The 24,239-nt window shown below is 70.6% G+C and carries 20 protein-coding genes; 12 read left to right on the top strand and 8 right to left on the bottom strand.

Annotation, left to right across the window (positions count from 1 at the left end):
- Window positions 1–92: 92 nt before the first annotated feature.
- From ACIRD7_RS11280 to ACIRD7_RS11265, 4 genes are all read left to right on the top strand, one after another.
- Entirely contained in the window at window positions 93–2,183 is a 2,091-nt protein-coding gene (locus ACIRD7_RS11280) for an MMPL family transporter (RefSeq protein WP_403452360.1), read from the top strand.
- Between the two features lie 73 nt (window positions 2,184–2,256).
- Window positions 2,257–3,492, top strand: coding sequence for a sensor histidine kinase (locus ACIRD7_RS11275; protein ID WP_403452358.1), 1,236 nt, complete (start codon window positions 2,257–2,259; stop codon window positions 3,490–3,492).
- The gene (locus tag ACIRD7_RS11270) at window positions 3,489–4,148 is read left to right on the top strand and encodes a response regulator (protein WP_403452357.1); all 660 of its coding nucleotides are present in this window, start codon (window positions 3,489–3,491) and stop codon (window positions 4,146–4,148) included. Before ACIRD7_RS11275 ends, ACIRD7_RS11270 begins: the two co-directional genes overlap by 4 nt.
- A 38-nt stretch (window positions 4,149–4,186) precedes the next feature.
- The gene (locus ACIRD7_RS11265; protein ID WP_403452355.1) at window positions 4,187–5,368 is read left to right on the top strand and encodes an exo-alpha-sialidase; all 1,182 of its coding nucleotides are present in this window, start codon (window positions 4,187–4,189) and stop codon (window positions 5,366–5,368) included.
- Window positions 5,369–5,474: 106 nt separating this feature from the next.
- Here the strand turns inward: ACIRD7_RS11265 and ACIRD7_RS11260 are convergent, their stop codons facing one another.
- Genes ACIRD7_RS11260 through ACIRD7_RS11240 form a run of 5 tightly spaced genes read right to left on the bottom strand, consistent with a single transcriptional unit; the run spans window position 5,475 to window position 12,069 of the window.
- Window positions 5,475–6,410, bottom strand: coding sequence for a dihydrodipicolinate synthase family protein (locus tag ACIRD7_RS11260; protein ID WP_403453064.1), 936 nt, complete (start codon window positions 6,408–6,410; stop codon window positions 5,475–5,477).
- Complete coding sequence (locus ACIRD7_RS11255) at window positions 6,410–7,489, bottom strand: oligopeptide/dipeptide ABC transporter ATP-binding protein (RefSeq protein ID WP_403452353.1); 1,080 nt, start codon at window positions 7,487–7,489, stop codon at window positions 6,410–6,412. Before ACIRD7_RS11255 ends, ACIRD7_RS11260 begins: the two co-directional genes overlap by 1 nt.
- Window positions 7,486–9,474, bottom strand: coding sequence for a dipeptide/oligopeptide/nickel ABC transporter permease/ATP-binding protein (locus ACIRD7_RS11250; RefSeq protein WP_403452351.1), 1,989 nt, complete (start codon window positions 9,472–9,474; stop codon window positions 7,486–7,488). Before ACIRD7_RS11250 ends, ACIRD7_RS11255 begins: the two co-directional genes overlap by 4 nt.
- A complete protein-coding gene (locus ACIRD7_RS11245; protein WP_403452349.1) occupies window positions 9,471–10,430 on the bottom strand; it encodes an ABC transporter permease in 960 nt (319 codons plus the stop codon). Before ACIRD7_RS11245 ends, ACIRD7_RS11250 begins: the two co-directional genes overlap by 4 nt.
- Window positions 10,431–10,440: 10 nt before the next feature.
- A complete protein-coding gene (locus ACIRD7_RS11240) occupies window positions 10,441–12,069 on the bottom strand; it encodes an ABC transporter substrate-binding protein (RefSeq protein ID WP_403452347.1) in 1,629 nt (542 codons plus the stop codon).
- A 246-nt stretch (window positions 12,070–12,315) separates the two neighbouring features.
- On the opposite strand from ACIRD7_RS11240, the gene ACIRD7_RS11235 reads away from it, so the two are divergent.
- From ACIRD7_RS11235 to ACIRD7_RS11220, 4 genes are all read left to right on the top strand, one after another.
- Window positions 12,316–13,026, top strand: a complete 711-nt coding sequence (locus ACIRD7_RS11235) for a FadR/GntR family transcriptional regulator (protein WP_403452345.1) — start codon at window positions 12,316–12,318, stop codon at window positions 13,024–13,026.
- A gap of 86 nt (window positions 13,027–13,112) precedes the next feature.
- Complete coding sequence (locus tag ACIRD7_RS11230; protein WP_403452343.1) at window positions 13,113–13,523, top strand: VOC family protein; 411 nt, start codon at window positions 13,113–13,115, stop codon at window positions 13,521–13,523.
- Between the two features lie 56 nt (window positions 13,524–13,579).
- Window positions 13,580–15,943, top strand: coding sequence for an ATP-binding cassette domain-containing protein (locus tag ACIRD7_RS11225; RefSeq protein WP_403452341.1), 2,364 nt, complete (start codon window positions 13,580–13,582; stop codon window positions 15,941–15,943).
- Window positions 15,944–16,066: 123 nt separating this feature from the next.
- A complete protein-coding gene (locus ACIRD7_RS11220; RefSeq protein ID WP_403453063.1) occupies window positions 16,067–16,540 on the top strand; it encodes a helix-turn-helix transcriptional regulator in 474 nt (157 codons plus the stop codon).
- A gap of 46 nt (window positions 16,541–16,586) precedes the next feature.
- Here ACIRD7_RS11220 and bla read toward each other — a convergent pair whose 3' ends face one another.
- Entirely contained in the window at window positions 16,587–17,474 is an 888-nt protein-coding gene (bla, locus tag ACIRD7_RS11215; protein WP_403453062.1) for a class A beta-lactamase, read from the bottom strand.
- Window positions 17,475–17,594: 120 nt separating this feature from the next.
- On the opposite strand from bla, the gene ACIRD7_RS11210 reads away from it, so the two are divergent.
- Window positions 17,595–18,749 (top strand): abortive phage infection protein, encoded by a 1,155-nt coding sequence (locus tag ACIRD7_RS11210; protein ID WP_403452340.1) that lies wholly within the window; start codon window positions 17,595–17,597, stop codon window positions 18,747–18,749.
- A gap of 12 nt (window positions 18,750–18,761) precedes the next feature.
- Entirely contained in the window at window positions 18,762–19,196 is a 435-nt protein-coding gene (locus ACIRD7_RS11205; protein WP_403452338.1) for a VOC family protein, read from the top strand.
- Between the two features lies 1 nt (window position 19,197).
- On the opposite strand, the gene ACIRD7_RS11200 is transcribed toward ACIRD7_RS11205, so the two are convergent.
- Both ACIRD7_RS11200 and ACIRD7_RS11195 read right to left on the bottom strand, forming a co-directional pair.
- Entirely contained in the window at window positions 19,198–20,679 is a 1,482-nt protein-coding gene (locus tag ACIRD7_RS11200; RefSeq protein WP_403452336.1) for an alpha/beta hydrolase, read from the bottom strand.
- Between the two features lie 83 nt (window positions 20,680–20,762).
- Window positions 20,763–21,290 carry a GNAT family N-acetyltransferase gene (locus ACIRD7_RS11195; RefSeq protein WP_403452334.1) on the bottom strand — a complete coding sequence of 176 codons (528 nt, stop codon included), beginning with the start codon at window positions 21,288–21,290 and terminating at the stop codon, window positions 20,763–20,765.
- A gap of 180 nt (window positions 21,291–21,470) precedes the next feature.
- On the opposite strand from ACIRD7_RS11195, the gene ACIRD7_RS11190 reads away from it, so the two are divergent.
- Both ACIRD7_RS11190 and ACIRD7_RS11185 read left to right on the top strand, forming a co-directional pair.
- A complete protein-coding gene (locus tag ACIRD7_RS11190; protein WP_403452333.1) occupies window positions 21,471–22,265 on the top strand; it encodes an SCO2525 family SAM-dependent methyltransferase in 795 nt (264 codons plus the stop codon).
- 122 nt (window positions 22,266–22,387) lie between these two features.
- A complete protein-coding gene (locus ACIRD7_RS11185; RefSeq protein WP_403452331.1) occupies window positions 22,388–24,238 on the top strand; it encodes an SCO2524 family protein in 1,851 nt (616 codons plus the stop codon).
- The last annotated feature ends 1 nt before the right edge of the window (window position 24,239 follow it).

Here is a 24,239-nt window from a genome sequence, read left to right as displayed (position 1 = left end):
CCAACTCGCCCTCCCGCCCGACGATTCCCCACCCCGGCCCCGGAAGTCTGGAAGCCGATACAGACACCGGATCCGGAGGGGAGGCCCGACTCATGGGGGCCGTAAGGACGAGTGGGCGGCGACGGCGGGCCGTGCCGTGGATCGTGCTCGGGCTGTGGATCGCCGTGCTGGCGATCGCGTCGCCGTTCGCGTCGAAGCTCGGGGACGTGCAGCGGGACCGGGCCGTCGACTATCTGCCGGCGAGTGCCGACTCCACGCACGTGGCGAGGATCCAGGAGCGGCTGCCCGGTGGCGAGGCCACCGAGATGGTCGTCGTGTATCACCGGCAGGGGGGACTGACCGAGGGGGACCGGGCCACCGCCGCCGAGCAGATCGGGCGGATCGCGGGCGAGCACCGGCTCACCGGTGAACCGCGGGGTGTCCCGTCGAAGGACGGCACCACCCTGATGTACCCGGTGGCCAGCACCGAGCCGGGGCAGGACGAGAAGGCCCGTGACGCGCTCGTCAACGACGTACGGGACATCGCACGGGGCGAGGACGGGCTGAGCGTCGACGTCGGTGGCCCGGGGGCCCTCGCCACCGACGCCGCCGAGGTCTACAACTCCCTCGACGGACCGCTGCTCTACACCACCGCCGCGGTCGTCGCGCTGCTGCTGATCCTCATCTACCGCAGCCCGTTCCTGTGGCTGGTCCCGCTCGCCGTCGCGGGCATGGCCGACTATCTGTCGATGGGCGTGGCCTACGGGCTCAACCAGGCGTTCGGGACGTCCGTCTCCGGCCAGAGCTCCGGGATCATGACCATCCTCGTCTTCGGCGCCGGTACCGACTACGCGCTGCTGCTCGTCTCCCGCTACCGGGAGGAGCTGCGACGCATCGAGCGGCCCTACGACGCCATGGCCGCCGCGCTCAAGGGCTGCGGGCCCGCCGTGCTCGCCTCCTCCGGGACCGTCGCCGCAGGCCTGCTGTGCCTGCTCGCCGCCGACCTCAACTCCAGCCGGGGCATGGGCCCGCTCGGCACCGTCGGTGTGCTGTGCGCGCTCGTCGCCATGCTGACCTTGCTGCCCGCGATCCTCGTCCTGCTCGGCCGGCGCGTGTTCTGGCCGCTCGTGCCGCGCTACGGCAGTACGCCCAAGGCCCGCCGGTCCCTGTTCACCGCGATGGGCAGCTCGGCCGGACGCCGGCCCCTCACCGTCCTCGCCGGTGGCGCCGTCCTGCTCGGCGCGCTCGCGCTCGGCACCCTGAACCTGCCCGGCAACCTCAAGCAGGAGGACTCCTTCACCAGCAAGCCGGACGCGGTCGCCGCCATGCAGACGCTCGCCGAGGCCTACCCCGAGCGGGGCACCCAGCCCATCACCGTCATCGCGCCGGAAGGCCGTGCCGAGGAGGCCCTCGCGACGATCCGGGGCACGCGCGGCGTCGACAGCGCGCGGGAAGGCCGTACCGGAGACGGCTGGACCGAGATCTCCGTCCTCGCCACCGCACCTCCCCAGTCCGCCGGGGAGACGGCCACCATCGAGGCCCTGCGCGACACGCTCGACGGCTCCTACGTCGGCGGGCCGAGCGCCCAGCAGATCGACCTGAAGGACACCAACGCCCGGGACCGCCTGGTCGTCGTGCCGATCGTGCTGCTGTCGGTGCTGCTGATCCTCGTCGTCCTGCTGCGCTCGCTCGTCGCGCCGCTGATCCTGGTGGCGGCCGTGGTCGCGGTGTGGGGCGCGGCGCTCGGCATCGGCGGACTCGTCTTCGGACCGCTCTTCGGCTTCGAGGGCACGGATCCGGGGCTGGGCCTGCTGTCCTTCGTGTTCCTGGTGGCGCTGGGCGTCGACTACGGCATCTTCCTGATGCACCGGATGCGCGAGGAGGGCCTGAACGGCGCCGAACCGGCCGCCGCCGCGCTCACCGCGCTGCGCACCACGGGCGGTGTCATCGCCTCCGCCGGGCTGGTCCTGGCCGCCACGTTCGCCGTGCTCACCAGCATGCCGATGGTGCAGCTCGTCGAGCTGGGCTTCGTCATCGCGGTCGGGGTGCTGCTCGACACCTTCCTGGTCCGGACGTACCTGGTCACGAGCGCGAGCGTGGCGCTGCGGCGCAAGGTGTGGTGGCCGGGGGCGCTGTCGAGGCAACCGGCCGCGGGCGGCGCGGAGTTGCCCGAGCCGGTCTCGGAGCCCGTGGGGATGCGCTGAACGGGACGGGGACAGCCGGCCGGATCTCCGGGCTCGTGCCCGGGGGTCCGGCCCTCCGGTCGGATCGGCGAGGATGGAGCACGTGTTGACCACCAGGGAGCAGCTGAGTCACCTCGCCAGGCGGCCCACCGGGCGCGACTGGCTGTTCGCCGTGGGGATCGGCCTGGCGTCGATCCCGCTGACGTTCGTGGCGCAGGGCGACAACGCGCACACGCCGGACGTGCTCGGCTGGACGCTGTTCGGTCTCTCCGCGCTGTTGCTCGCCTGGCGGCGCCACTATCCGATGGGCGTGCTGCTCGCACTCATCGCCGTGGAGGGCACCTACCACTCCCTGGGCAACGCCCACTCCGGGCTGATCGCGGTGACGATCGTCGCCATCTACTCGCTCGCGGTGGCCGGCCCGCGGCGCCGGACCCTGATCGTGGTGCCGACGCTGCTCGGCCTGAGCGTGGTCATGCTCCTCACGATCAATCCGGAGCGGGGCATCGAGCTGCTGCGCATCTCCGGCTGGATCCTGGCGTGTGCGATCACGGGCGAAGCGGTCCGCGTGCACCGCAACTACATCGCCGCCATCGTCGAACGCGCCGAACGTGCCGAACGCACCCGCGAGGAGGAGGCACGGCGGCGGGTGGCGGAGGAACGCCTGAGGATCGCCCGCGACCTGCACGACCTGCTCGCCCACAGCATCACCCTGATCGGTGTGCAGACATCGGTGGCCGCGCACGTGCTGAACACCGACCCCGCTCGCCTGGACCGGGAGACGGTCGCCAAGGCGCTGGAGGACATCGCGGAGACGTGCCGTACGGCGCGGGGGGAGCTGCGTACGACCCTGGAGGTGCTGCGGGAGCAGGGAGCCGCGGGGGATGTGCGTGGGCCGCTGCCCGGGCTGGACGGACTGCCCGACCTGGTGGAGGCGGCGCGGCTCGCGGGGGCGCGGGTGGAGTCCGACGTACGGGTGCGGGAGGCGCCGCCGGCGGTGGGGGCGGCCGTGTACCGGATCGTGCAGGAGGCGCTGACCAACGCGGTCCGGCACGCCGGCCCCGAACCGGCGGTGCGCGTCGCGCTGTACGAGGAGCAAGGCGCCCTGCGTCTGTCGGTAACCGACGACGGCCGCCCCGCGCCCGACGCGCAGAGCCCCGGCTACGGTCTGGTCGGGATGCGTGAACGGGCCCGCAGCGTGGGTGGCACACTCGACGCCGGGCCGCGTGACGAGGGGGGTTTCGAGGTGAGCGCCGTACTGCCCACCGGAACCGGACTGCCCGAGGAGAGCCGGGTGTCCGTCGGGACCGGCCGGGAGGGGGAGAGATGATCCGCGTCCTGCTCGCGGACGACCAGACGCTCGTGCGTGAGGCGTTCGCCATGCTGGTCGAGTCGGCACCGGACATGGAGGTCGTCGGCCAGGCGGCCACCGGCCGGGAGGCCGCGGAGCTGGCGGCCGGCTCCCGCGCCGACCTCGTCCTGATGGACATCCGCATGCCCGACCTCGACGGCATCGAGGCGACCCGGCTGATCGCGGCGAACGAGGACCTGGCCGGGGTCAGGGTGCTGGTCCTCACCACCTACGACACCGACGAGAACATCGTGGACGCGCTGCGGGCCGGCGCCTCCGGGTTCCTCGTCAAGGACACCCGCCCGGCCGAACTCCTCGACGCGATCCGCACGGTGGCGGCGGGGGAGGCGCTGCTCTCGCCCGGGCCGACCGCACGGCTGATCGAGCGTTTCCTGCGCAGCCCCTCCGCGCCCACGACCGGCGGACCCGAATGCCTGTCCGAACGTGAGCGCGAAGTGCTGGCGCTGGTCGCACGCGGGTTCAACAACACGGAAATCGCCGAGGCGTTGCGACTGAGCCCGCTGACGGCGAAGACGCACGTCAGCCGCATCATGGGCAAACTGCGCGCGCGGGACCGGGCCCAGCTGGTCATCGTGGCGTATGAGTCAGGCATGGTGACACCGGGGAGCCTGTGACGGACAGGTAATGTCTGACCCTCCGTCAAAGGAGCTCGATGACCCTCCTGAGCCGCACACTCCTGGCCACCGCAGCACTCCTGACCACACCGCTAGTCGCCACGGGCAACGCCTCGGCGAGCAGCGCCTGCACCTCCTCCGTGCCGTACGTCTCGGGCAAGGGCGGCTACGACACGTACCGCATCCCGGCGACCGTCACCACGGCGCGCGGCACGGTGCTGGCCTTCGCCGAGGGCCGGCACGACGGGGCCGGTGACACCGGCGACATCGATGTCGTCCTCAGACGGTCCCTCGACGGCGGCTGCACCTGGGGCGCGCAGACCGTCGTCGCCGCCGGGGAGGGGGACACCCGGGGCAATCCGGCGCCGGTGGTGGATCCGCGCACCGGCGCGGTCGTGCTGGTCACCTCCTACAACAGCGGGGACGTGACGGAGGCGCAGATCATGCGCGGCGAGGCGACGCCGGAGCAGAGCCGGCGGGTGTTCGTGCAGCGCAGCACCGACGACGGACGCACCTTCACGTCGCCGCGCGACATCACGAGGACGGTGAAGCCGTGGAACTGGCGCTGGTACGCGACCGGGCCGGGGCACGCGATCGCCCTCCGGCACGGGAAGCACGCGGGCCGGCTGCTCGTCGCGTCCAACCACTCGGTGGCACCGGCGCCGGGTTCTCCCGACACCGGCCAGGAGGCCAAGTACTACGGCGCGCACGCCATCTACAGCGACGACGGCGGGCTCACGTGGGAGATGGGCTTCGTGGACGACTCGTACGACGGCTACAGCAACGCCAACGAGTCCACCGCCGCCGAACTCCCCGACGGCAGGGTGTACTTCAACTCCCGCGACCAGCACGGCACGAGTGCCGGGAACCGGCTGGACAGTGTGTCGAGCGACGGCGGTGAGTCCCTGGACCGCCCCTACACCGTCCAGCCGTCCCTGAACGACGTCCCCGTCGTCGAGGGAAGCGTCCTGCAACTCCCCGGTGCGAAGGCCCCGTTGCTCTTCTCCGGACCCTCCGTCCCCACCGCCCGTCAGTCGATGGCGGTGTGGCGCAGCACGGACGGCGGGGCGACCTTCACGAAGGCGCTGACGCTGTCTCAGCAGCGGGCGGCGTACTCGGATCTGGTGCGGCTGGATGGGCAGCGGGTGGGGATCCTGTACGAGACGGGGGTCGGCGGGACGTACGAGACGATCGAGTTCCGCCGGCTGTCGCTGCGGTAGTTGATTGACGGGCCGGCCAGTCAGCCTCTCCGGCGTTTGAGGAGCGGGGTCTGGGGCGGAGCCCCAGAAGGATGGGACGGGTAGGGGCGGCGGGGGCGAGAAACCCCTACAGCAACCCCGCCCCCGCCAAAAACTTCCCCACCCGCTCCACCTCCCCCGACGACAACGGCACCTGCGGCTCCGCCGTCGCCGGACAGTCGATCACCCCGCGCAGATACAGCGCCGCCTTGAACGCCCCCAGCGCCGAAGAACTCCCGCCCATCCGCCCCGGATCCCCCACCGTCACCATCCCGAACAGCCCACACAGCCGTTCCTGCTCGGCCCGCGCCGACTCCCGGTCCCCGGCCCGGTGCAGCCGGTCGAGACGGACGTACCCCGCGGGATCGACGTTGGCGAGCCCCGGCACCGCCCCGTCCGCCCCGACCGCGAGCGCCGCGTCGGTGAGGAGTTCGGAGCCCGTCAGCACGGAGAACCCGGTGATGTCGGACCGGTTCCGCGCGCCTACGACGACCTCGCGGAAGCCGGCCAGGTCGCCGCTGGAATCCTTCAGCCCCGCGAGCGCCCCCTCGGCGGCGAGGCCGAGGACCACGTCGGCGGGCAGCTTGGTGTGGACGGCGGACGGCAGGTCGTAGGCGATGACGGGCACCGGCGACGCCGCCGCGATCAGCCGGTAGTGGCGGGCGATCTCGGCGGGGTGGGTGCGGGCGTAGAACGGGGCCGTCGCCACGACCGCGTCCGCCCCCGCGTCCGAGACCTCCCGCACATGGTCCAGCACCCTCGGCGTGGTCATGTCGATCACGCCCGCCAGCACCGGAAGCCGGCCGTCCACGTGCTTCACGGCCGTCTCCACCACGATCCGCCGCTGCCGGTCCGTCAGATACGCCACCTCCGACGTCGAGCCGAGCACGAACAGGCCGTGCACCCCGCCCGCCATCAGGTGGTCGATCAGCCGGCGCAGGGACGCGACGTCCACCTCGCGGTCCGGTGTCAGGGGCGTGCAGACGGGCGGGACGACACCGGTGAGCGGGGTGGGGATCATGATCAAGGCTCCCTGGAATGGTGACTCTGTCGTACGAGGTCGCGGGTGGCCTCGCCCTCCTCCACCGGATGGTGACACCTGTAACGATGCGTGGGGCTCGACGCGGCCGAGAAGTCCGGCAACACGTCCGCACATACCCCGTCCGCCTTCCAGCATCTCGTCCGGAAGGGGCATCCGCTCGGCGGCCGCGTCGCCGACGGGACCGGGCCGACCAGCGGGATCGGGTCGATGGGGTCCAGCAGCCCGGGCGTCGCGGAGAACAGCGCGCGGGTGTACGGGTGCCGGGAGCCGTCGGTGACATTGCCGGCCGGGGCCTCCTCGACGATCCGGCCCAGGTACATCGTGATCACCCGGTCGCTCATCCGGCGTACCGTCTGGATGTCGTGCGAGACGAAGACCAGCGCCAGGCCCAGCCTCTGCTTCAGGTCCAGCAGGAGGTTCAGGATCTGGGCGCGGACCGACACGTCCAGCGCGCTCGTCGGCTCGTCCGCCACCACCAGGTCCGGGTCAAGGGCCAGCGCGCGGGCGATGGCGACGCGCTGGCGCTGACCGCCCGACAGCTGGCCTGGCAGCGCGTCGGTGAGGGCGCGGGGCAGACCCACCAGGGCCATCAGCTCCCGCACCCGGTCCTCGCGCTCTCGCTTCGTGCCCCGGTCGTGCACGTCCATCGGGTCCCGCAGGATCTGCCGGACCGGCAGGCGGCGGTTCAGTGCCGTCGACGGGTCCTGGAAGATCATGCCCGTGCCGGCGCCCACGGCCGTCCGGCGCTCGGCCGGCGTCATGGCCCACAGGTCACGCCCCCGCAGGGCCACGGTCCCCGACGTCGGCCGCTGCACCCCCACCAGCACCTTCGCCAGCGTCGACTTGCCGCACCCCGACTCACCGACGACGCCCACCGTCTCGCCGGGCGCGATGGTGAGGTCGGCGCCGGTCAGGGCGTACACCTTGTCCCGGGTGAACAGCCCGCCGCTGCGCGCCTTGTGCACGACGTGCGCGTCGGACAGCTCCACCAGCGCGCCGGGCGCGGGCGCGCCCGGATCACCCGCGCTCACCTTGCTCACCGTCACGTCGTCCGCGCTCATGTCACCGCCTCGCTCTCCGAGCGGTCCGTCGGCGCCAGAAGGATCGCCGGGTGATGGCAGGCCGCCGTGTGCGTCGGGGTCCCCGCGAGGACGGGGGCCGTGGTCCGGCAGACCTCGCTCGCCAGCGGGCAGCGGTCCGCGAAACGGCAGCCCGCCGGGAAGTCCGCGGGGGACGGGACCACGCCCTTGATCTGCGTCATCCGCTCCTGCGCCGACTCCAGCGACAGCACGCTGCCGAGCAGGCCGCGGGTGTAGTGATGGGCCGGCGCCTCCACCAGGTCGGCGGTCACGCCGGTCTCCACGATCTGGCCGCCGTACATCACGACCACCCGGTCGGTGACGTCGGAGATCAGCGCGAGGTCGTGCGAGACGAGGATCAGGGCGAAGCCCAGCTCCTCCCGCAGCCTCAGCAGCAGCTCTATGATCTGCGCCTGCACGGTGACGTCCAGCGCGGTCGTCGGCTCGTCGGCGACGATCAGCTTCGGCTCCCGGGACAGGGCCATGGCGATCAGGACGCGCTGGCGCTGGCCGCCGGAGAGCTCGTGCGGGTAGCTGCGCAGGGTGCGGTCCGGGTCGAGGCCGACCAGCGTGAGCAGTTCGTGCGGGCTGCGGCGGCCCCCGCGCCGTACGACCTGCCCCAGCTGCGAGCGGATCGTCATCGCCGGGTTCAGGGACGACAGGGCGTCCTGGTAGATCATCGCCATCTCGTGGCCCAGCAGCTTGCGGCGCGTCCGCATCGGCTCGCCCACCAGCTGCCGCTGGTTGAACCGGACGTGGCCGCGCACCCGGGCGCCCTTCGGTTCGAGGCCCATCACCGTGAGCGCGGTCAGCGACTTGCCGCAGCCCGACTCGCCGACCAGGCCCAGCACCTCACCGGGCTGCACCTCGAAGCTGATGCCGTCGACGATGTCCACGCCGGCATGCCGGCCCTCGAAGCCGATCGCCAGGTTCTCCACCGCCAGCACCGGCTGCCGCCCCCGGGGCAGCGGACGGGCCCGGGCCCGCAGCCGGGCCGCCGCCTCCGTCAGGCCCGGCAGCTGGAGGACCTCGCCACTGCCCGGCTCCGGCGCCTCCAGCCGGTCGTGCTGGTCCTTGACGTCGACCTCGCGGGCCGAGGGTGCCGCCCACGCGTCCGACACGCCCTCGGAGAGGATGTTCAGCGACAGCACGGTCACCAGCATCAGCAGGCCGGGGAAGACGGTCGCCCACCAGCCGCCGGTCAGCACCATGTTCTTGCCGTCCGCGATGACACTGCCCCACGACGGGTCCGGCGGCCGCACGCCCGCGCCGATGAAGGACAGCGACGCCTCGAAGACGATCGCCTCCGCCACCTGGACCGTGCAGAAGACGAGCACGGGCGCCGCGCAGTTGATGGCGACGTGCCGGATGACGATGTGCGGGGTGCGGGCGCCGATCACCCGTTCCGCCGTCACGTAGTCCTCGCCGTACTGGTCGAGGACGTTCGCCCGCACCACCCGTGCCACCGGCGGAGTGAACAGGAACGCGATCGCGCAGATCAGGACGGTGATGCCGCCGCCGAAGACGGCGACGAGCACCGCGGCCAGCGCGATGCCCGGGAACGCCATCACCACGTCCAGGCAGCGCATCAGCGTCTCGTCGACGGCCTTGCGCGAGGTCGCCGCGACGGCGCCGATCAGCGCGCCGACGACGAGCGCGAGCCCGGTCGCGCCGAGGCCGATCGCCAGCGACCAGCGGGCGCCGTACATCAGCCGGCTGAGGATGTCCCGGCCGAGGCTGTCCTGGCCCATCCAGTGCTCGGCCGACGGGTGTCCGGTGCCGTCGACGGGCGGCTGCTGGTCGAGCGGGTCGTGCGGGGCGAGCAGCGGCGCGAACAGCGCCACCAGGACCACGACGGCCAGGAAACAGACCGCCACCTTCGACAGCGGCGGCAGCTTGCGCCAGCCGCGCAGCCGGATGCCGGGCCGGGAGAGCGCCTCGGCCAGGCGCTTGCGGTTGAACGTCACGTCGCCTCCCGCAGGCGCGGGTTGACCAGCAGATACAGGATGTCGATGACGAGGTTGACGACCACGAAACCGATCGCCGTGGTGAGGACGACGCCCTGCACGACGGCCGGGTCACCGTTCTTCACGGCGTCGATCATCAGCTTCCCCATGCCCGGCAGGGAGAAGATCGTCTCGATGACGACCGCGCCGCCGAGCAGATAGCCGACGCGCAGACCGAGGACCGTCAGCGGGTTGATGAGCGCGTTGCGGAGCACGTTGCGCCCCACCACCACCCTCGGCGGCAGCCCGCTGCCGATCGCCGTGCGGACGTAGTCCTTGTCCAGCTCCTCCACCACCGCCGTGCGCACGATCCGCGTCAGCTGCGCCGCCACCGGCAGCGACAGCGCGAGGGCGGGCAGGGTCATCGTCTTCAGCCAGCCGGTGAAGGAGTCCGCCGGGTTGATGTAGCCGCCGGTCGGGAACCAGCCGAGGTCGACGGCGAGGTACTGGATCATCAGCAGCGCCAGCCAGAAGCCGGGGGCGGCGACCCCGGTGAGGGAGACGACGCGGATGATCTGGTCGGGCAGGCGGTCGCGGTAGATGGCGGCCGTCACGCCGCCCAGCAGCGACAGCACGACCGCGATGCCGAGGCCCAGGAAGGTGAGCTGGATGGTCAGCGGCAGCGCGGTCATGACCTGGTCGACGACGGCGCCCCGGGTCAGGGCGCTGGTGCCCATGTCGCCGTGGAGCAGGTCGCCGATGAAGGCGACGTAGCGGACGGGCAGGGGATCCAGCAGGCCGTTCTGCTCGCGGAAGTCGTGCAGCTGCTGGGGCGTGGGGTTCGCGCCCTGGAAGAACGCGGACGCCGGGTCGACGTCCGAGAACCGCATGACCAGGAACACGAACAGCACGATGCCCAGCATCAGCGGCACGAGCAGCAGGACGCGGCGGGCCAGGATCCTGACAACGGTGATCACAGAGGGGCTCCTAGACCCACTTGGCCTGGAGGAGGTTGATACCGGGGTACGGCTGTGCCCTTATGCCGCTGAGCTCCTTCGGGTTCCACGCCGTCATCAGCTCGTTGTGGACGACCGGGTAGAGCACGGCCTGCTCGGCGACGACGTCGATGTAGTCCTGGACCATCGCCTTCTTCTTCTCGGCGTCCGGCTCCTGGGTGGCCCGGTCCATGTCCTTGAAGAGGGCCTTGGCGACGGAGTTGTCGGCCCACCGCGTGTACTGCATCCACAGGTTCTCGGGGCCGTAGTTGTAATGCATGATCAGGTCCGCGTCCAGACCGAACTGGTTGGGGTTCGAGGCGGCGACGACCACCTGGTAGTCCTGCTTCTGGTCCATCTTGGTGAAGACGGCCGTCGTCTCCTGCGGGGAGAGGGTGGTCTGCACGCCGATCGCGTCCCACGAGGACTTGATGGTCGGCAGGCAGTCCACGATCCAGCTCACGTTCACGGACAGGATCTCGATCTTCAGCCCGCTGACCCCGGCCTCCTTCAGCAGCGCCTTCGCCTTGTCGGGGTCGTAGTCGTAGACGGTCTTGGCCCGCCGGTAGCTGGGGTTGGAGTCGTTGAGGAACGACGACGACGGCTTCCCGTGGCCCTTGAGCGCGACCTCGATCATCTTGCCGGTGTCGATGGCGTAGTGCAGCGCCTGGCGCACGCGCACGTCGTCGAAGGGCTTGTGCTTGGTGTTGAACATCAGGAAGAGGTTGTTCATCCCGGCGCCGCCCGCGACCGTCAGCCCGCCGCTCTCCAGCTGGCCGATGTTGGCGTACGGGATGTTGTCCGCGATCTGCGCGCCGGCGCTCGCGCCCGAGATCCTGGCCACGCGCGGGGCCGCGTCCACGATGGTCAGCCAGTTCATCTTCTTGAAGGCGGCCTTGCGCGGACCGTTGTAGTCGGCGAACGCCTCGAAGGTGGTGTTGGACTTCGGGTGGTGCGCGGTCTGCCGGTACGGGCCCGAGCCGATCGCCTTGCCCTTGATGGCCTCGTCCCAGCCGCCCGGCTGCGAGAAGACGTGCTTCGGCATGATCTTGGCGAGGGTGAGCCGGGAAAGCCCGTCGGGGAAGGGGAACTTGAGCACCAGCTCGACGTTCTGCGCGTCGATCTTGCGCACTTCCTTCAGCCAGCTCGCGAAGAAACCCTTGGCGAGGGTCTGCGTCTTCGGGTCGAGGATCCGGTCGAAGACGAAGACCACGTCGTCGGCGGTGACCGGCTTGCCGTCGTGGAACTTCGCGCCCGCGCGCAGGGTGAACTTCCACGACGTGGCGTTCGGGTCCGCCGGCACCTGCGTGGCGAGCGCGGCGTACGGCTCGCGGGAGATCGGGTCGGTGTCGAGGAGGCCCTCGTAGATGTGGTTGTTGGCGGCCATGCAGAAGGCGGACGCCGTCTGGGTGGGGTCCCAGCTGCCGTCGTTGCCGTAGCCGATCACCGCGGTGAGGGTCCGGTTCGCGCCACCGCCCCCACCGGTCTCGTTCGTGGACTCCGGCCCCGACGAACAGGCCGACAGCGACGCGGAGACGGCGGCGGCCGCGCCCAGCGCGCCGGTGTACTTCAGGAACGACCGGCGGTGCAGCGCCGGCACGTCGTGGGTCACGTCGCGCACGGTTCCTCCAGCGGAGAGAGCTCGGAAGGATCTCGGAAGGTATGAGGAGATACGACGTCCTACGTCCTGACGGTCAGCGCGACCATAGGTGGGCCGATGGGGGCGGTCAAGGGATCTCACACGAATGGCGCATCTGCCACAGGTCGGACCAATGGCGCTGTGAAATGGCGCGAGTTGACCCCCCGTCAGGGGTGATTACCGGAGACATGGGACGTGGGACGTCCGGGTGCGCGTACGATGCGCCGCATGCCCGGGCAGCCCAGGAACAGTCGTACGTCCGAGGAGTCCAGGAACAGCCGGATCCAGCGCCAGGTCATGCAGCTGATCATCGACCGCAGGCTCCAGGCGGGCGCTCTCCTGCCCACCGAGGCCGAGCTGATGGAGGACCTCGGCGTCAGCCGCAACTCCGTGCGCGAGGCGCTCAAGGCACTCCAGGCCCTCGACATCGTGGAGATCAGGCACGGCTACGGGACGTATGTCGGCCAGGCCTCGCTCACTCCGCTGATCGACGGACTGACGTTTCGCACGCTCGCCCGGCACGACCATGACGCGGGGGCCCTCGCCGAGATCCTGCAGGTGCGCGAGGTGCTGGAGGAGGGGCTGATCCGGCGGGTGGCGGCGACGGTGACCGCCGGGGAGCTGGACCGGCTGGAGGCGGTCGTGTCCCGGATGGAGGCGGCGGGGCGGTCCGGGCGGCCCTTTCCGGACCTGGACCGGGAGTTCCACGAGCTGCTGTACGCCTCGCTGGGCAACGACCTCGTGCCGCAGCTGCTGGCCGCGTTCTGGACGGTGTTCCGGCGGGTGAACGGGGCGCGCGGGCGCCCCGACGACCCTTCCCCCGAGGTCACCGCCCGGTGGCACCGGGACATCGTCGCGGCGTTGCGTGCGGGGGATGTCGAGGGGGCGCAGCGGGCGATGGCCGTGCATTTCCGGGGCATCGAGAAGCGGGTCCGGTAAAGCGGCGGCGGCCCTTCCGGCAGCTGCGCCGAGGCCGATCAGGAATCGAGAAGCGCCGCCACCCCGCCACGGCTAGCGTGACGGGCATGGACATCTCGATTCACGCCAGTTTTCTCCCCCACGACGACCCGGAGGCCTCCCTCGCCTTCTATCGGGACGCCCTCGGGTTCGAGGTCCGTAGCGATGTCGGCCAGGGCAAGATGCGCTGGATCACCGTCGGCCCCGCCGGCCAGCCCGGCACGTCCATCCTGCTCGCGCCGCCCGCCGCCGACCCCGGCGTCACCGACGACGAGCGCCGCGTCATCGCCGAGATGATGGCCAAGGGCACCTACGGCTGGATCCTGCTGGCCACCGAGAACGTCGACGACACCTTCGAGAAGGTGCAGGCCAGCGGCGCCGAGGTGGTCCAGGAGCCGACCGACCAGCCGTACGGCATCCGGGACTGCGCCTTCCGCGACCCGGCGGGCAACATGGTCCGTATCCAGGCGCGGGGCTGAGCCACCCCGCCCGCACCGGCAGCGTTCCCGACCGAGTTGCAGATGGAGACTTCACGATGACCGAGGCGCACGTTGCCGACAGCCACGACCTGATCCGCGTGCACGGCGCGCGGGAGAACAACCTCAAGGACGTCAGCATCGAGATCCCGAAGCGCCGGCTGACGGTGTTCACCGGTGTCTCCGGCTCGGGCAAGAGCTCCCTGGTCTTCGACACGATCGCCGCCGAGTCGCAGCGGCTGATCAACGAGACCTACAGCGCGTTCCTGCAGGGCTTCATGCCGAACCTGGCCCGGCCCGAGGTCGACGTCCTCGACGGCCTGACCACCGCGATCACCGTCGACCAGCAGCGCATGGGATCCGACCCGCGCTCCACCGTCGGCACCGCCACCGACGCCAACGCGATGCTGCGCATCCTTTTCAGCCGCCTCGGCAAGCCGCACATCGGCCCGCCCGCCGCGTACTCCTTCAACGTCGCCTCGGTCTCGGCACAGGGCGGCTTCACCGTCGACCGCGGTGCCGACAAGACGAAGACCGAGAAGGTCAGCTTCAGCCGCACCGGCGGCATGTGCACGCACTGCGAGGGCCGGGGGCGGGTCTCCGACATCGACCTCGCGCAGCTCTTCGACGATTCGAAGTCGCTCTCCGAGGATCCCTTCACCATCCCCACCTACACCGGGGACGGGTGGGTCGTACGCGTCATCGCCGAGTCGGGGTTCTTCGACAAGGACAAGCCGATCCGCAAGTACACCAGGAAGGAGCGGCACGACTTCCTCTACCGCGAGCCCACCAAGGTCAAGATCAACGGGATCAACCTGACCTACGAGGGTCTGATCCCGAAGCTCCAGAAGACCTTCCTGTCCAAGGACCGCGAGTCGATGCAGCCGCACATCCGGGCCTTCGTGGACCGTGCGGTCACCTTCGCCGAGTGCCCCGAGTGCGACGGCACCCGGCTCAGCGAACTCGCCCGCTCCTCGAAGATCGGCAAGATCAGCATCGCGGACGCCTGCAAGATGGAGATCCGGGATCTGGCGGAGTGGGCCCGCAAGCTGAAGGAACCTTCCGTCGCGCCGCTGCTCGCCAAGCTCCAGCACAGCCTCGACTCGTTCGTGGAGATCGGCCTCGGCTATCTCTCCCTCGACCGCGCCTCGGGCACGCTCTCCGGCGGTGAGGCGCAGCGCACCAAGATGATCCGCCACCTCGGCTCCTCCCTCACCGACGTGACGTACGTCTTCGACGAGCCCACCATCGGTCTGCACCCGCACGACATCCAGCGCATGAACAACCTGCTGCTGCGGCTGCGCGACAAGGGCAACACCGTGCTCGTGGTGGAGCACAAGCCGGAGACCATCGCCATCGCCGACCACGTCGTGGACCTCGGCCCCGGCGCCGGCACCGCCGGCGGCACCGTCTGCTTCGAGGGCAGCCTGGAGGGCCTGCGGGCCAGCGACACCGTCACCGGGCGGCACCTCGACGACCGGGCCCGGCTCAAGGACACCGTGCGCAAGGCCACCGGCGCCCTGGAGATCCGCGGCGCCACCGCCAACAACCTCCAGGACGTGGACGTCGACATCCCGCTCGGCGTGCTCTGCGTCGTCACCGGCGTCGCCGGTTCCGGCAAGAGTTCCCTCGTGCACGGCTCCATCCCGGCCCCCGAGGGCGTCGTGTCCGTCGACCAGACCCCGATCCGCGGCTCGCGCCGCAGCAACCCGGCGACGTACACCGGACTGCTGGAGCCGATCCGCAAGGCGTTCGCCAAGGCCAACGGCGTCAAGCCGGCCCTGTTCAGCGCCAACTCCGAGGGCGCCTGCCCCACCTGCAACGGCGCCGGCGTCATCTACACCGACCTGGCGATCATGCAGAGCGTCGCCACCACCTGCGAGGACTGCGAGGGCAAGCGGTTCGACGCGTCGGTGCTGGAGTACCACTTCGGCGGCCGGGACATCAGCGAGGTGCTCGCGATGTCGGTGACCGAGGCCGAGGAGTTCTTCCGGGCGGGCGAGGCGCGGATCCCGGCCGCCCACAAGATCGTCGAGCGGATGGCCGACGTCGGGCTCGGCTACCTCACCCTCGGCCAGCCGCTGACCACGCTGTCCGGCGGCGAGCGACAGCGGCTGAAGCTGGCCGTGCACATGGCCGACAAGGGCGGGGTGTACGTCCTCGACGAGCCGACGACCGGTCTGCACCTCGCCGACGTCGAGCAGCTGCTCGGCCTGCTCGACCGGCTGGTCGACTCCGGCAAGTCGGTCATCGTCATCGAGCACCACCAGGCCGTCATGGCGCACGCCGACTGGATCATCGACCTCGGCCCCGGCGCCGGCCACGACGGCGGCCGGATCGTCTTCGAGGGCACCCCCGCCGACCTCGTCGCCGAGCGCTCCACCCTCACCGGGGAGCACCTCGCGGCCTACGTCGGCGGCTGACCGGCGATGTGTCTGACCTCCACCCCTGTGATGGCCCTCCTCGCGTCCCGCTCCCGTCAGGCACGGGAGTGGACGCGGTGGGAGCGGGCCCTGGAAGATGCTGGTGTGAGCCCCAGCCACTCGATGCCCCAGGAACAGCGCCTGCGGACCCTCCAGGCGCTGCGGCGCGTGCGCGACCGGATGGACCGCGAGTACGACCAGCCGCTGGACGTCGAGGCGCTCGCGCGGGGCGTGCACATGTCGGCCGGACACCTCAGCCGTGAGTTCCGGGCCGCCTACGGCGAGTCGCCGTACGGCTATCTCATGACCCGGCGCATCGAGCGCGCGATGGCCTTGCTGCGCCGGGGCGACCTCAGCGTCACCGAGGTGTGTTTCGCCGTGGGCTGTTCGTCGCTGGGCACCTTCAGCACGCGGTTCACGGAGCTGGTCGGCATGTCGCCGAGCGCCTACCGGCGTGAGGCGTCGGACGTGACCGAGGGCATCCCGTCGTGCGTGGCGAAGCAGGTGACCCGGCCGCTGAGGAACCGGCCGGCGCCGTTCAGCCTCGCGGCGGCGGTCAACGGAGCGATGCCGGACGCCGGACGACAGCCGGCGTGACCGACGGGCCGGGGCGCCGCCCCCGGCCCGTCGCCGCCCGGTCGGGTCAGCCGAGAGTCCGCGCGAGCAGCGCGGCGGTCTCCGCGATCAGGCTGTCGTCCCAGGCCGCGTCCTGGGCGGGCTTGGTGGACAGCACCGAGAGGACGACCGGATCGCCGTCGGGGGTCCAGGCGATGCCCGTGTCGTTGGTGGTGCCGTAGGAGCCCGAGCCCGTCTTGTCCGCGACGGTCCAGGTCTTGGGCAGACCGGCGCGGAAGCGTTTGGTGCTGGTGGTGTTGCTGAGCAGCCAGTGGGTGAGCAGGCCCCGGTCAGCGCGGTTCAGGGCGTCGTCGTCGAGGACGAGCCGGCCGTAGGTGCGGCCGATCGCACGGGGGCTCGTGGTGTCCGTGACCCGCCACGGTTCCGCCGAGTTTAGTTCGGTCTCCCAGCGGTCGAGGCGGGTCACCGGGTCGCCCAGGGAGCGGGCGAAACGGGTGATGGCGGTGGGGCCGCCGAGTTCGCGCAGCAGGAGGTTGCCCGCGCCGTTGTCGCTGTAGGTGATGGCGACGTCGCACAGCTCGGCGACGGTCATCCCCTCGGCCAGGTGGTCCCTGGTCTTGTCGGAGCCGGTCTTCGGCAGGTCGGCTTCGGTGTAGTGGATACGGCGGCGCAGGAACTCGCCGTCGCGGTCGAGGTCCCGCAGGACGGCCGCCGCCGCGAGCGTCTTGAAGAGCGAGCACATCGGGAAGAGTTCGTTGGCGCGGTGGGCGACGGTCCTCCTCGTCCGGAGGTTGCGCGCGAACACGCCCAGCCGGGCGCCGTGCTGCCGCTCCAGTTCGCTCAGGCGGTCTGTGGTGGCATGGGCGGGGGCGCCGGTGAGGAGCGCTGCGGCGGTGGCGATGCCTGCGGTGAGCAGGGTGCGTCGGCCTAAGATCTCGGTCTCCTTCGCTCGGATTTCGTCTGACGGGTGATGACGATCTCTTCAATGATCGACGCCGTACGTCATTCCTTGGTTGCCGTGCCGTAGACCATCGGCCGACGGACGAGGGCGCGTGCGCTCGCCACAGTGATCCCCATGGAGAACACCAAGGGGATCAGCCGGGCACGATTTCTCGCGGGGGCGGCCGCCGGACTGGCGGGGGCGGTGGCGCTGCCCGCGGGGCAGGCCGCCGCGGCTCCGCGGGAGCGGCGGGGCCTGAAGCACCGGGGCGTCGTCTACACCGTCGGCGCGGGGGAGACCCCGGGCACCGCGTGGAGCGCCGCGCGGATGCGCCGGGACATCCGCGTCATCCGCGACGACCTGCACGCCGACACGGTCGACGTCACCGGTGACGGAGTCGACCGCCTCACCGCCACGGCCGCCGAGGCCGCCGAACGCGGCCTGCACGTCTGGCTCCAGCCGACGCTCGGGGACCTGCCGGAGAAGCAGATCCTGGACTCGATCGCCGAGTGCGGCCGGTTCGCCGAGCGGCTGCGCCGGCAGGGCGCGAGCGTCGACTTCAGCGTGGGCTGCGAGTTCTGGCTGTTCGTGCCGGGAATCGTCCCGGGCGAGACGGTCCTGGAGCGCGTCGAGAACCTCCAGAAAGGCACCGTCGACATGCCGGGGATGCGGCGCCGCCTGGCCCGCTTCACCGCGAAGGCGGCGAAGGCCGGCCGGTCCGTCTTCCACGGCCGCCTCAGCTACGCCGCCGCCCAGGACGAGGAGTTCGAACCGGTCGACTGGAACCTCTTCGACGTCGTCGGCATCGACTACTACTCCTCCTTCCGCCGACACGACGACTACGTCCGCGAGTTGCGCCGCTATCTGCGCTGGGGCAAGCCGCTGGCCATCACCGAGTTCGGCACGTGCGCCTACGCCGGTGCGCCCGAGGCGGGCGGCATGGGCTGGTACGTCGTCGACTACACGAAGGAGCCGCCGGAGATCAAGGGCGACCTGGTGCGCAGCGAGCGCACCCAGGCCGCCTACCTGGTCGAACTGCTGGACGTCTTCGAGTCGATGAACCTGTACGCCGCGATGGCCTTCGAGTTCGTCACCCCGGACGCCCCGCACCGGCCCGACAACCCCCGCTACGACCTGGACCTCGCGAGCTACGCCATCACCAAGCCGGTCAAGGACGCCCCCGACGACCCGGCCTCGGGCTGGCACTGGGAACCGAAGGAGGCCTTCCACGCGGTGGCCGGCCGCTACCGCCGACGGGCGGGGACCGCCCCGCGGGGTGACCATGGGTGAGGAGGTACGTGCATGGAGTGGACCCTGGAGCTGATCGGTGTGCCGGTCACTGACCTGGACCGGGCCAAGAGCTTCTACAAGGAACAGTGCGGTTTCCGCGTCGACATCGACGCGCCGTTCTTCGACGGCGCGCGCTTCATCCAGCTCACCCCGCCCGGCTCCCGCTGCTCCATCGTGCTGGAGTCCGGCATGCCGGACGCCCCGGGCCAGTCCCGGATGGCGCCCGGCTCGCTCCAGGGCCTGCAACTGTGTGTCACGGACATCGAGGCGGCACGGGCGGAGCTGGCGGAACGCGGGGTCGACGTGACCCCGGTGACGCACGTGGGCGCGTCCGGCTGGGCGGAGGGCCGGGGCAAGGAGACATGGACCTCCTTCCTCTTCTTCCGGGACCCCGACGGCAACGGCTGGGCCGTCCAGGAGGCCCCGGCACCCCTCGCCGAGCGCTGACCTACTCGCAGTACGCGTCCCGGGCCGGACGCTCGCCCGTCGCCAGGAACCGGGAGACGGCGGCGTCGCCGCACGCGGTGCCGTTGTCGAGGTAGGCGTCATGGCCGGTGGAGTCGTTGACCACCATGACGGCCCGCCGGCCGTAGGCCTCCCGCAGCTTCAGGGCGCCGCTCAGCGGTGTGGCCACGTCCCGTTCGTTCTGGATCATCAGCACGTTGGACGGCCCGCGGTCCGTCACCCGCAGCGGCGCCTCCCTCGGCTGCCACGGCCAGGAGGTGCAGGGAAGGGCGTTGCGCGGCATGCCCGCCGTGAGCGGGAACTTCGCCCGGCTCTCGGCGACGCCCTTCTCGTACACCGCGGCCGAACCGGGCCACGCGACGTCGTTGCAGATCGTCCCGGCGGCGACCGCCATGTAGTTCCGGGCGGCCTCCAGCGGCGGCCGCGGCGGTGCCGGCGGCAGCGTGCCCTTCTCGGCGGCCAGCATCAGCTCGGCCAGCACCGGGTAGTCGTCGGGGTCGTAGAAGCTGTCCAGCATGGTCTGGCGCAGCACGTTGCCGTTCAGCTCCGCCGGTTGGGCGCCGGGCCAGGGGATCGGCTCGCGGTCCAGGCGGGCGGCGAGGGTGAGGAAGCGCGAGCGCACCTCGGCCGGGGTGGGGGCGAGGCGGTCCGGATTGCCGGGCCGGGAGGCCCACCTGGCGAACTCCGGGAAGTTGTCCTCGACGCCCGCCTCGAACGCCCGGAGCCAGGCACGCTCCGCCTGCACGGGGTCGGGGTTGTCGCTGCTGTCCAGCACGATCCGGTCGGTGCGCCGCGGGAACAGCTCGGTGTAGGCGGCGCCGATGTACGTGCCGTAGGAGACGCCCCAGGCGGACAGCTTGCGCTCGCCGAGGGCGGCCCGGATGCGGTCGACGTCCCGGGCGTTGTTGAGGGTGCTGATGTGCTTGATCAGCTCGCCGCCGGTGCGGGCGCAGGCGTCCGCCAGTCGCCGGGACTGCGCCATGTTCTCGGTGACGGAGCCGTCGGGGGCGGGCCAGGGCAGCTTCCGGTCCGCGGCCAGGTCGTCGGGGCCGACGTCACAACTGACCGGTGTGGAAGGCGCGTTGCCGCGCGGCGCGAATCCGATCAGGTCGTAGGCTTCCCGCACCTTCCGCGGCATCCGCTGTCCCACGCCCGAGGGGTGGCCGAGGCTGCTGCCGCCGGGCCCGCCGGGGATCATCAGCAGCGCGCCCCGGCGTGCGGACGGCTTCTCGCTCGGGATGCGGGAGACGGCGATGTCGATCTTCGGGCCGCCGGGGTCGGCGTAGTCCATCGGCACCGACACGGTCGCGCACTCCTGGCGCGGGTCGAGCGCGTCACCCTCGCAGTCGGTCCACTTCAGGGGCGCGGGAGCGCCGGTGGCGGACGCGGTGAGGGGGGTGACGACTCCGATGACGACTCCGGAGGCGGCGGCGATCAGGGCGAGGCTCTTCGTGATCTGCTTCATGCACAGCAGCCTGACCGGCCTTCACGGAGCGTCACATCCGGGCAACTCCCGTATCGCGCCTGGGGTTTACCCCCATACGGCCATTAGGTCAGCCCCAGCACCATGATGAGCCGGTCCTCCCCGGGGCCCAGGTAGTCCCGGTGCACGCCCCCCTCGGGGGTGAATCCCAGGGTCCGGTACAGCATGATCGCCGCCGCGTTCGTCGGCTCGACGGTCAGCCTCACCTCGTGCGTCCGCTCCCTGCGCAACTGCCGCAGCACCTCCAGCATCAGTCGCTTGCCGAGGCCCCGGCCGCGCTGGTCGGCGCTGACGGCCAGGCTGAGGACCCAGCACACATAGCCGTCCGAGGTGGTGACGAAGAGGACATAGCCGTGCAGGCACTCCCCGTCGTCGAGGACGAGGACGCGGTCGCCGTGCACGTCGAGGTGCTGGCGCAGGACGAAGTAGGGGTACGGATCGTCCGGGAAGACCTCCCGGTCCACGCGGAGGAGCTCGGGCAGGTCCGCGTCGGTGACGCCCCTCATGGTCAGCGGCCGATCGCTGCTGTCCGCGAAGAACGCCTGGTCGGCGCGGCTGCCCAGAAAAGGGAAACGTTCCTCCGGCACGGCCATCCACTGCCCCCTATGTGATGGATTGAAGTCACTCGTGCGGGTGAGCACCCGTTGCCCGCCCTTTCAGGTGCTCAGTTGGAGATCAGCCCATCTTGAGCAGGGCAATCCGGCGGTTCAAGAGTGCGAGGCGCTTATGCCTCGACGCGCTCCCAGTGCGCCTTCCTTTGGTACCGTGAGTGAATGACCCACAGATCGTCGGGGGGCGTCCAGTTGAAGAACGCCGAGGTGCGCTGGGCGGCATTCGACCCGATCGCCTATGTTGATCACAACTACCGCGACTTACAGGCAGAGGACGCGGAGATCCTGCACATGGTACGGGATCATTTCGGCGATCATTTCCAGAAGCAGGGCGGAGGCCCCGTTTCCGGTATCGACGTCGGTGCCGGCGCCAATCTCTATCCCGCACTCGCGATGATGCCGTGGTGCGACGAGATCACTCTCTTCGAGCGCTCGCCCGCGAACGTCGACTACCTCCGTAGTCAGGTCGACTGCTACGACGACAACTGGGACCAGTTCTGGGACGCCCTGCGCACGCACGAGGCGTACAACTCCCTTGGCATGGAGCCGCGTGAGCGGTTCCGGAAGGTCGTCTCGGTCGAGCAGGGCGACCTCTTCGACCTCGCGCGCCACGAGCGGCGGTGGTCCATGGGGACCATGTTCTTCGTGGCCGAGTCGATGACCTCGTCCCACCGGGAGTTCCGGCTCGGGGTCGAGCGATTCATGCGGGCGCTCGCACCCGGCGCCCCCTTCGCCGCCGCCTTCATGGAACATTCGAAGGGCTATCACGCGGGCGAGCATTTCTTCCCGGCCTGTGACGTGGGAGAATCCGAGGTGCGGGAGAGCCTTGAGGCATTCGTGGGCGACTTCAAGGTCCAACGCCTCGAATCAGCGGCCGAGGTGCGCGACGGATATTCCGGAATGATCGTCGCCTACGGCTGGCGCAGCAATTCGGATTCTGTCATTCCGATCGGCTGACCGGTGAATCCGCGCGGTGAATCGACGCGGCGAGTCAACGCAGCTAGTCAACGCAGTGAATCTTCACAACAGAAGAGGGATATTCCGCAAGTTGGCAGTGCGGCCTGTGTGAGGGGCATGGGATGCAGATCAAGCCACGCCAGCATCTGCTGGACATCTGGCAGGCAGTCGCCCGCCACTCTTTCGACGGGGGAGAGTGGGAGTGGGGCGAATGGGGCAAAGAGAGCAGTGTGGCCGACGCCGAGCGGCTGCTCTGCCTGCTGTACCCGGCAACCGAGATCCCCGCGTTCCGGCTGGACGACCCCGACACCACCCAGGAGGACGTGCAACAGGTCCTGAAGAAGGCCGGCGGACGCCTGGACATCCCGGCCAACCTGGTCACGGCCGCCGCCGACTTCATGCGCACGCACACCGGTGAGGACAAGAGGCCCACCTTCGCCGGGGGTTACTACTTCGGCGCCCAGGACAAGACCAAGGAACTGACCGAGGAACAGCGCCAGGTCGGCGTGGTCGACTCCTACTCCATGTCGATCACCCTGTGCCTCGCCACGCTCGGCTTCCTCAAGGTCTACGAGACCAGGACCCGGCGCAGCGACATCAGGGAGACCATCGCCGAACTGCGCCAGGCCACCAGCAACCGGCTCACCGCCGCCATGGTCAGCCTGCTGCGCTCCTTCGTCGTCAACGTCTTCGACACCGACTCCTCCCAGGGCCGTACGCTCACCGAACTCCTCGGCCAGGGACGGCTGTCACAGCGTCAGGTGCTCAACAAGTTCCAGAACCGCTTCCGGGCGCTGCGCGCGGCGATCAACGAGAGCGTGTTCCTCGGCATCGACGTCCAGGAAGGCCTCAAGGACGAGAACCAGCTCTTCGAGTGCGGCTGGGCGTGGAGCATGGTCAAGGACGCCCCCGAGGTCGAGACCAGCGAGCCGATCGGCCCGCAGCTGGAGGGCGTCGCCAACTCGGTGCCGTACCTGTACTTCACCGTGGTCGCCCTCGACGGTATCCAGGACCTCTTCTCCGACCGCACCCTCACCCTCGGCCTGCTCAACACCGAACAGCAGCGGCTCGCCGAGTCGCTCCGGCTGCGGTGGGAGCTGACCCAGCAGTACTGGTCCGGCATCGCCCGCTTCGACGCCGACCGCTGGCCCCTGGAGGACCTTCCCTGGCGTACGACGGGACAGCAGCTGGAGTCCGAGTACTTCTCCCTCTCCGTCGCCGCCATCCTCGTGCACGACCTGATGCGCCGCCGGGCCACCGACGACGACCTGACCCGCACCGTCGGCGTCATGGAGCGCCTCGCCGAGCGCGGCCGTATCACCAGCCGCATGGTGCGCGACGACCCGATGGTCCACGAACTGCACAACGTGGGCGTCGCCCTGCCCCTGCAGGGCAGCGAGCGGCTCGGACCGCCCATGACCTGGGCCATGACCGACTTCTCCGCGCAGCTGCTGAAGCGGACCGTGCAGCTGTGCACCCTGTCGCGCACCCTCTCCTCGCACGACCGGCTCCTCAGGCTCGCCGAGGACATCTTCGACCACATGTGGATGCGCCGCATCCGCGACGGCGAGGGCATCGGCCTGTGGGACAGCGTGCACCACGCCTATCCCGAGGCCGAGATCCACAAGCGACGCGTACCGGTGTCGTGGAGCATCACCGAGCGGGTCACCGAGGTCATGGTCCAGGCCCACGCCATGTACCGCCAGCCCCCGATCCGCAGCCTCGAACTCACCGAGCTCGCCAGGGCGTTGCTCAGTGAGTCCGCCCATCTCCTGGGCAACGAACAGATGGAACCCGCGCCCGCCGGAGACGGCCGGCACGGAATGCAGCTCAGGAACATCGAGGTCAAGTTGCGCCGCGCCCGCAGCCTCGTGGACGAACAGCCGGGTACCGCCTACGCGTTGACGCTCGACGTGCTGGGACAGCTCGACTCGCTCGCCCGTGCCCGCGAAGCCGCGGACCGGGGAGTGTGAA

Origin of the sequence: Streptomyces sp. NPDC093568, assembly GCF_044764945.1 — a bacterium.
Lineage (GTDB): Bacteria > Actinomycetota > Actinomycetes > Streptomycetales > Streptomycetaceae > Streptomyces.
This window is presented reverse-complemented; position numbering and strand designations above follow the sequence as displayed.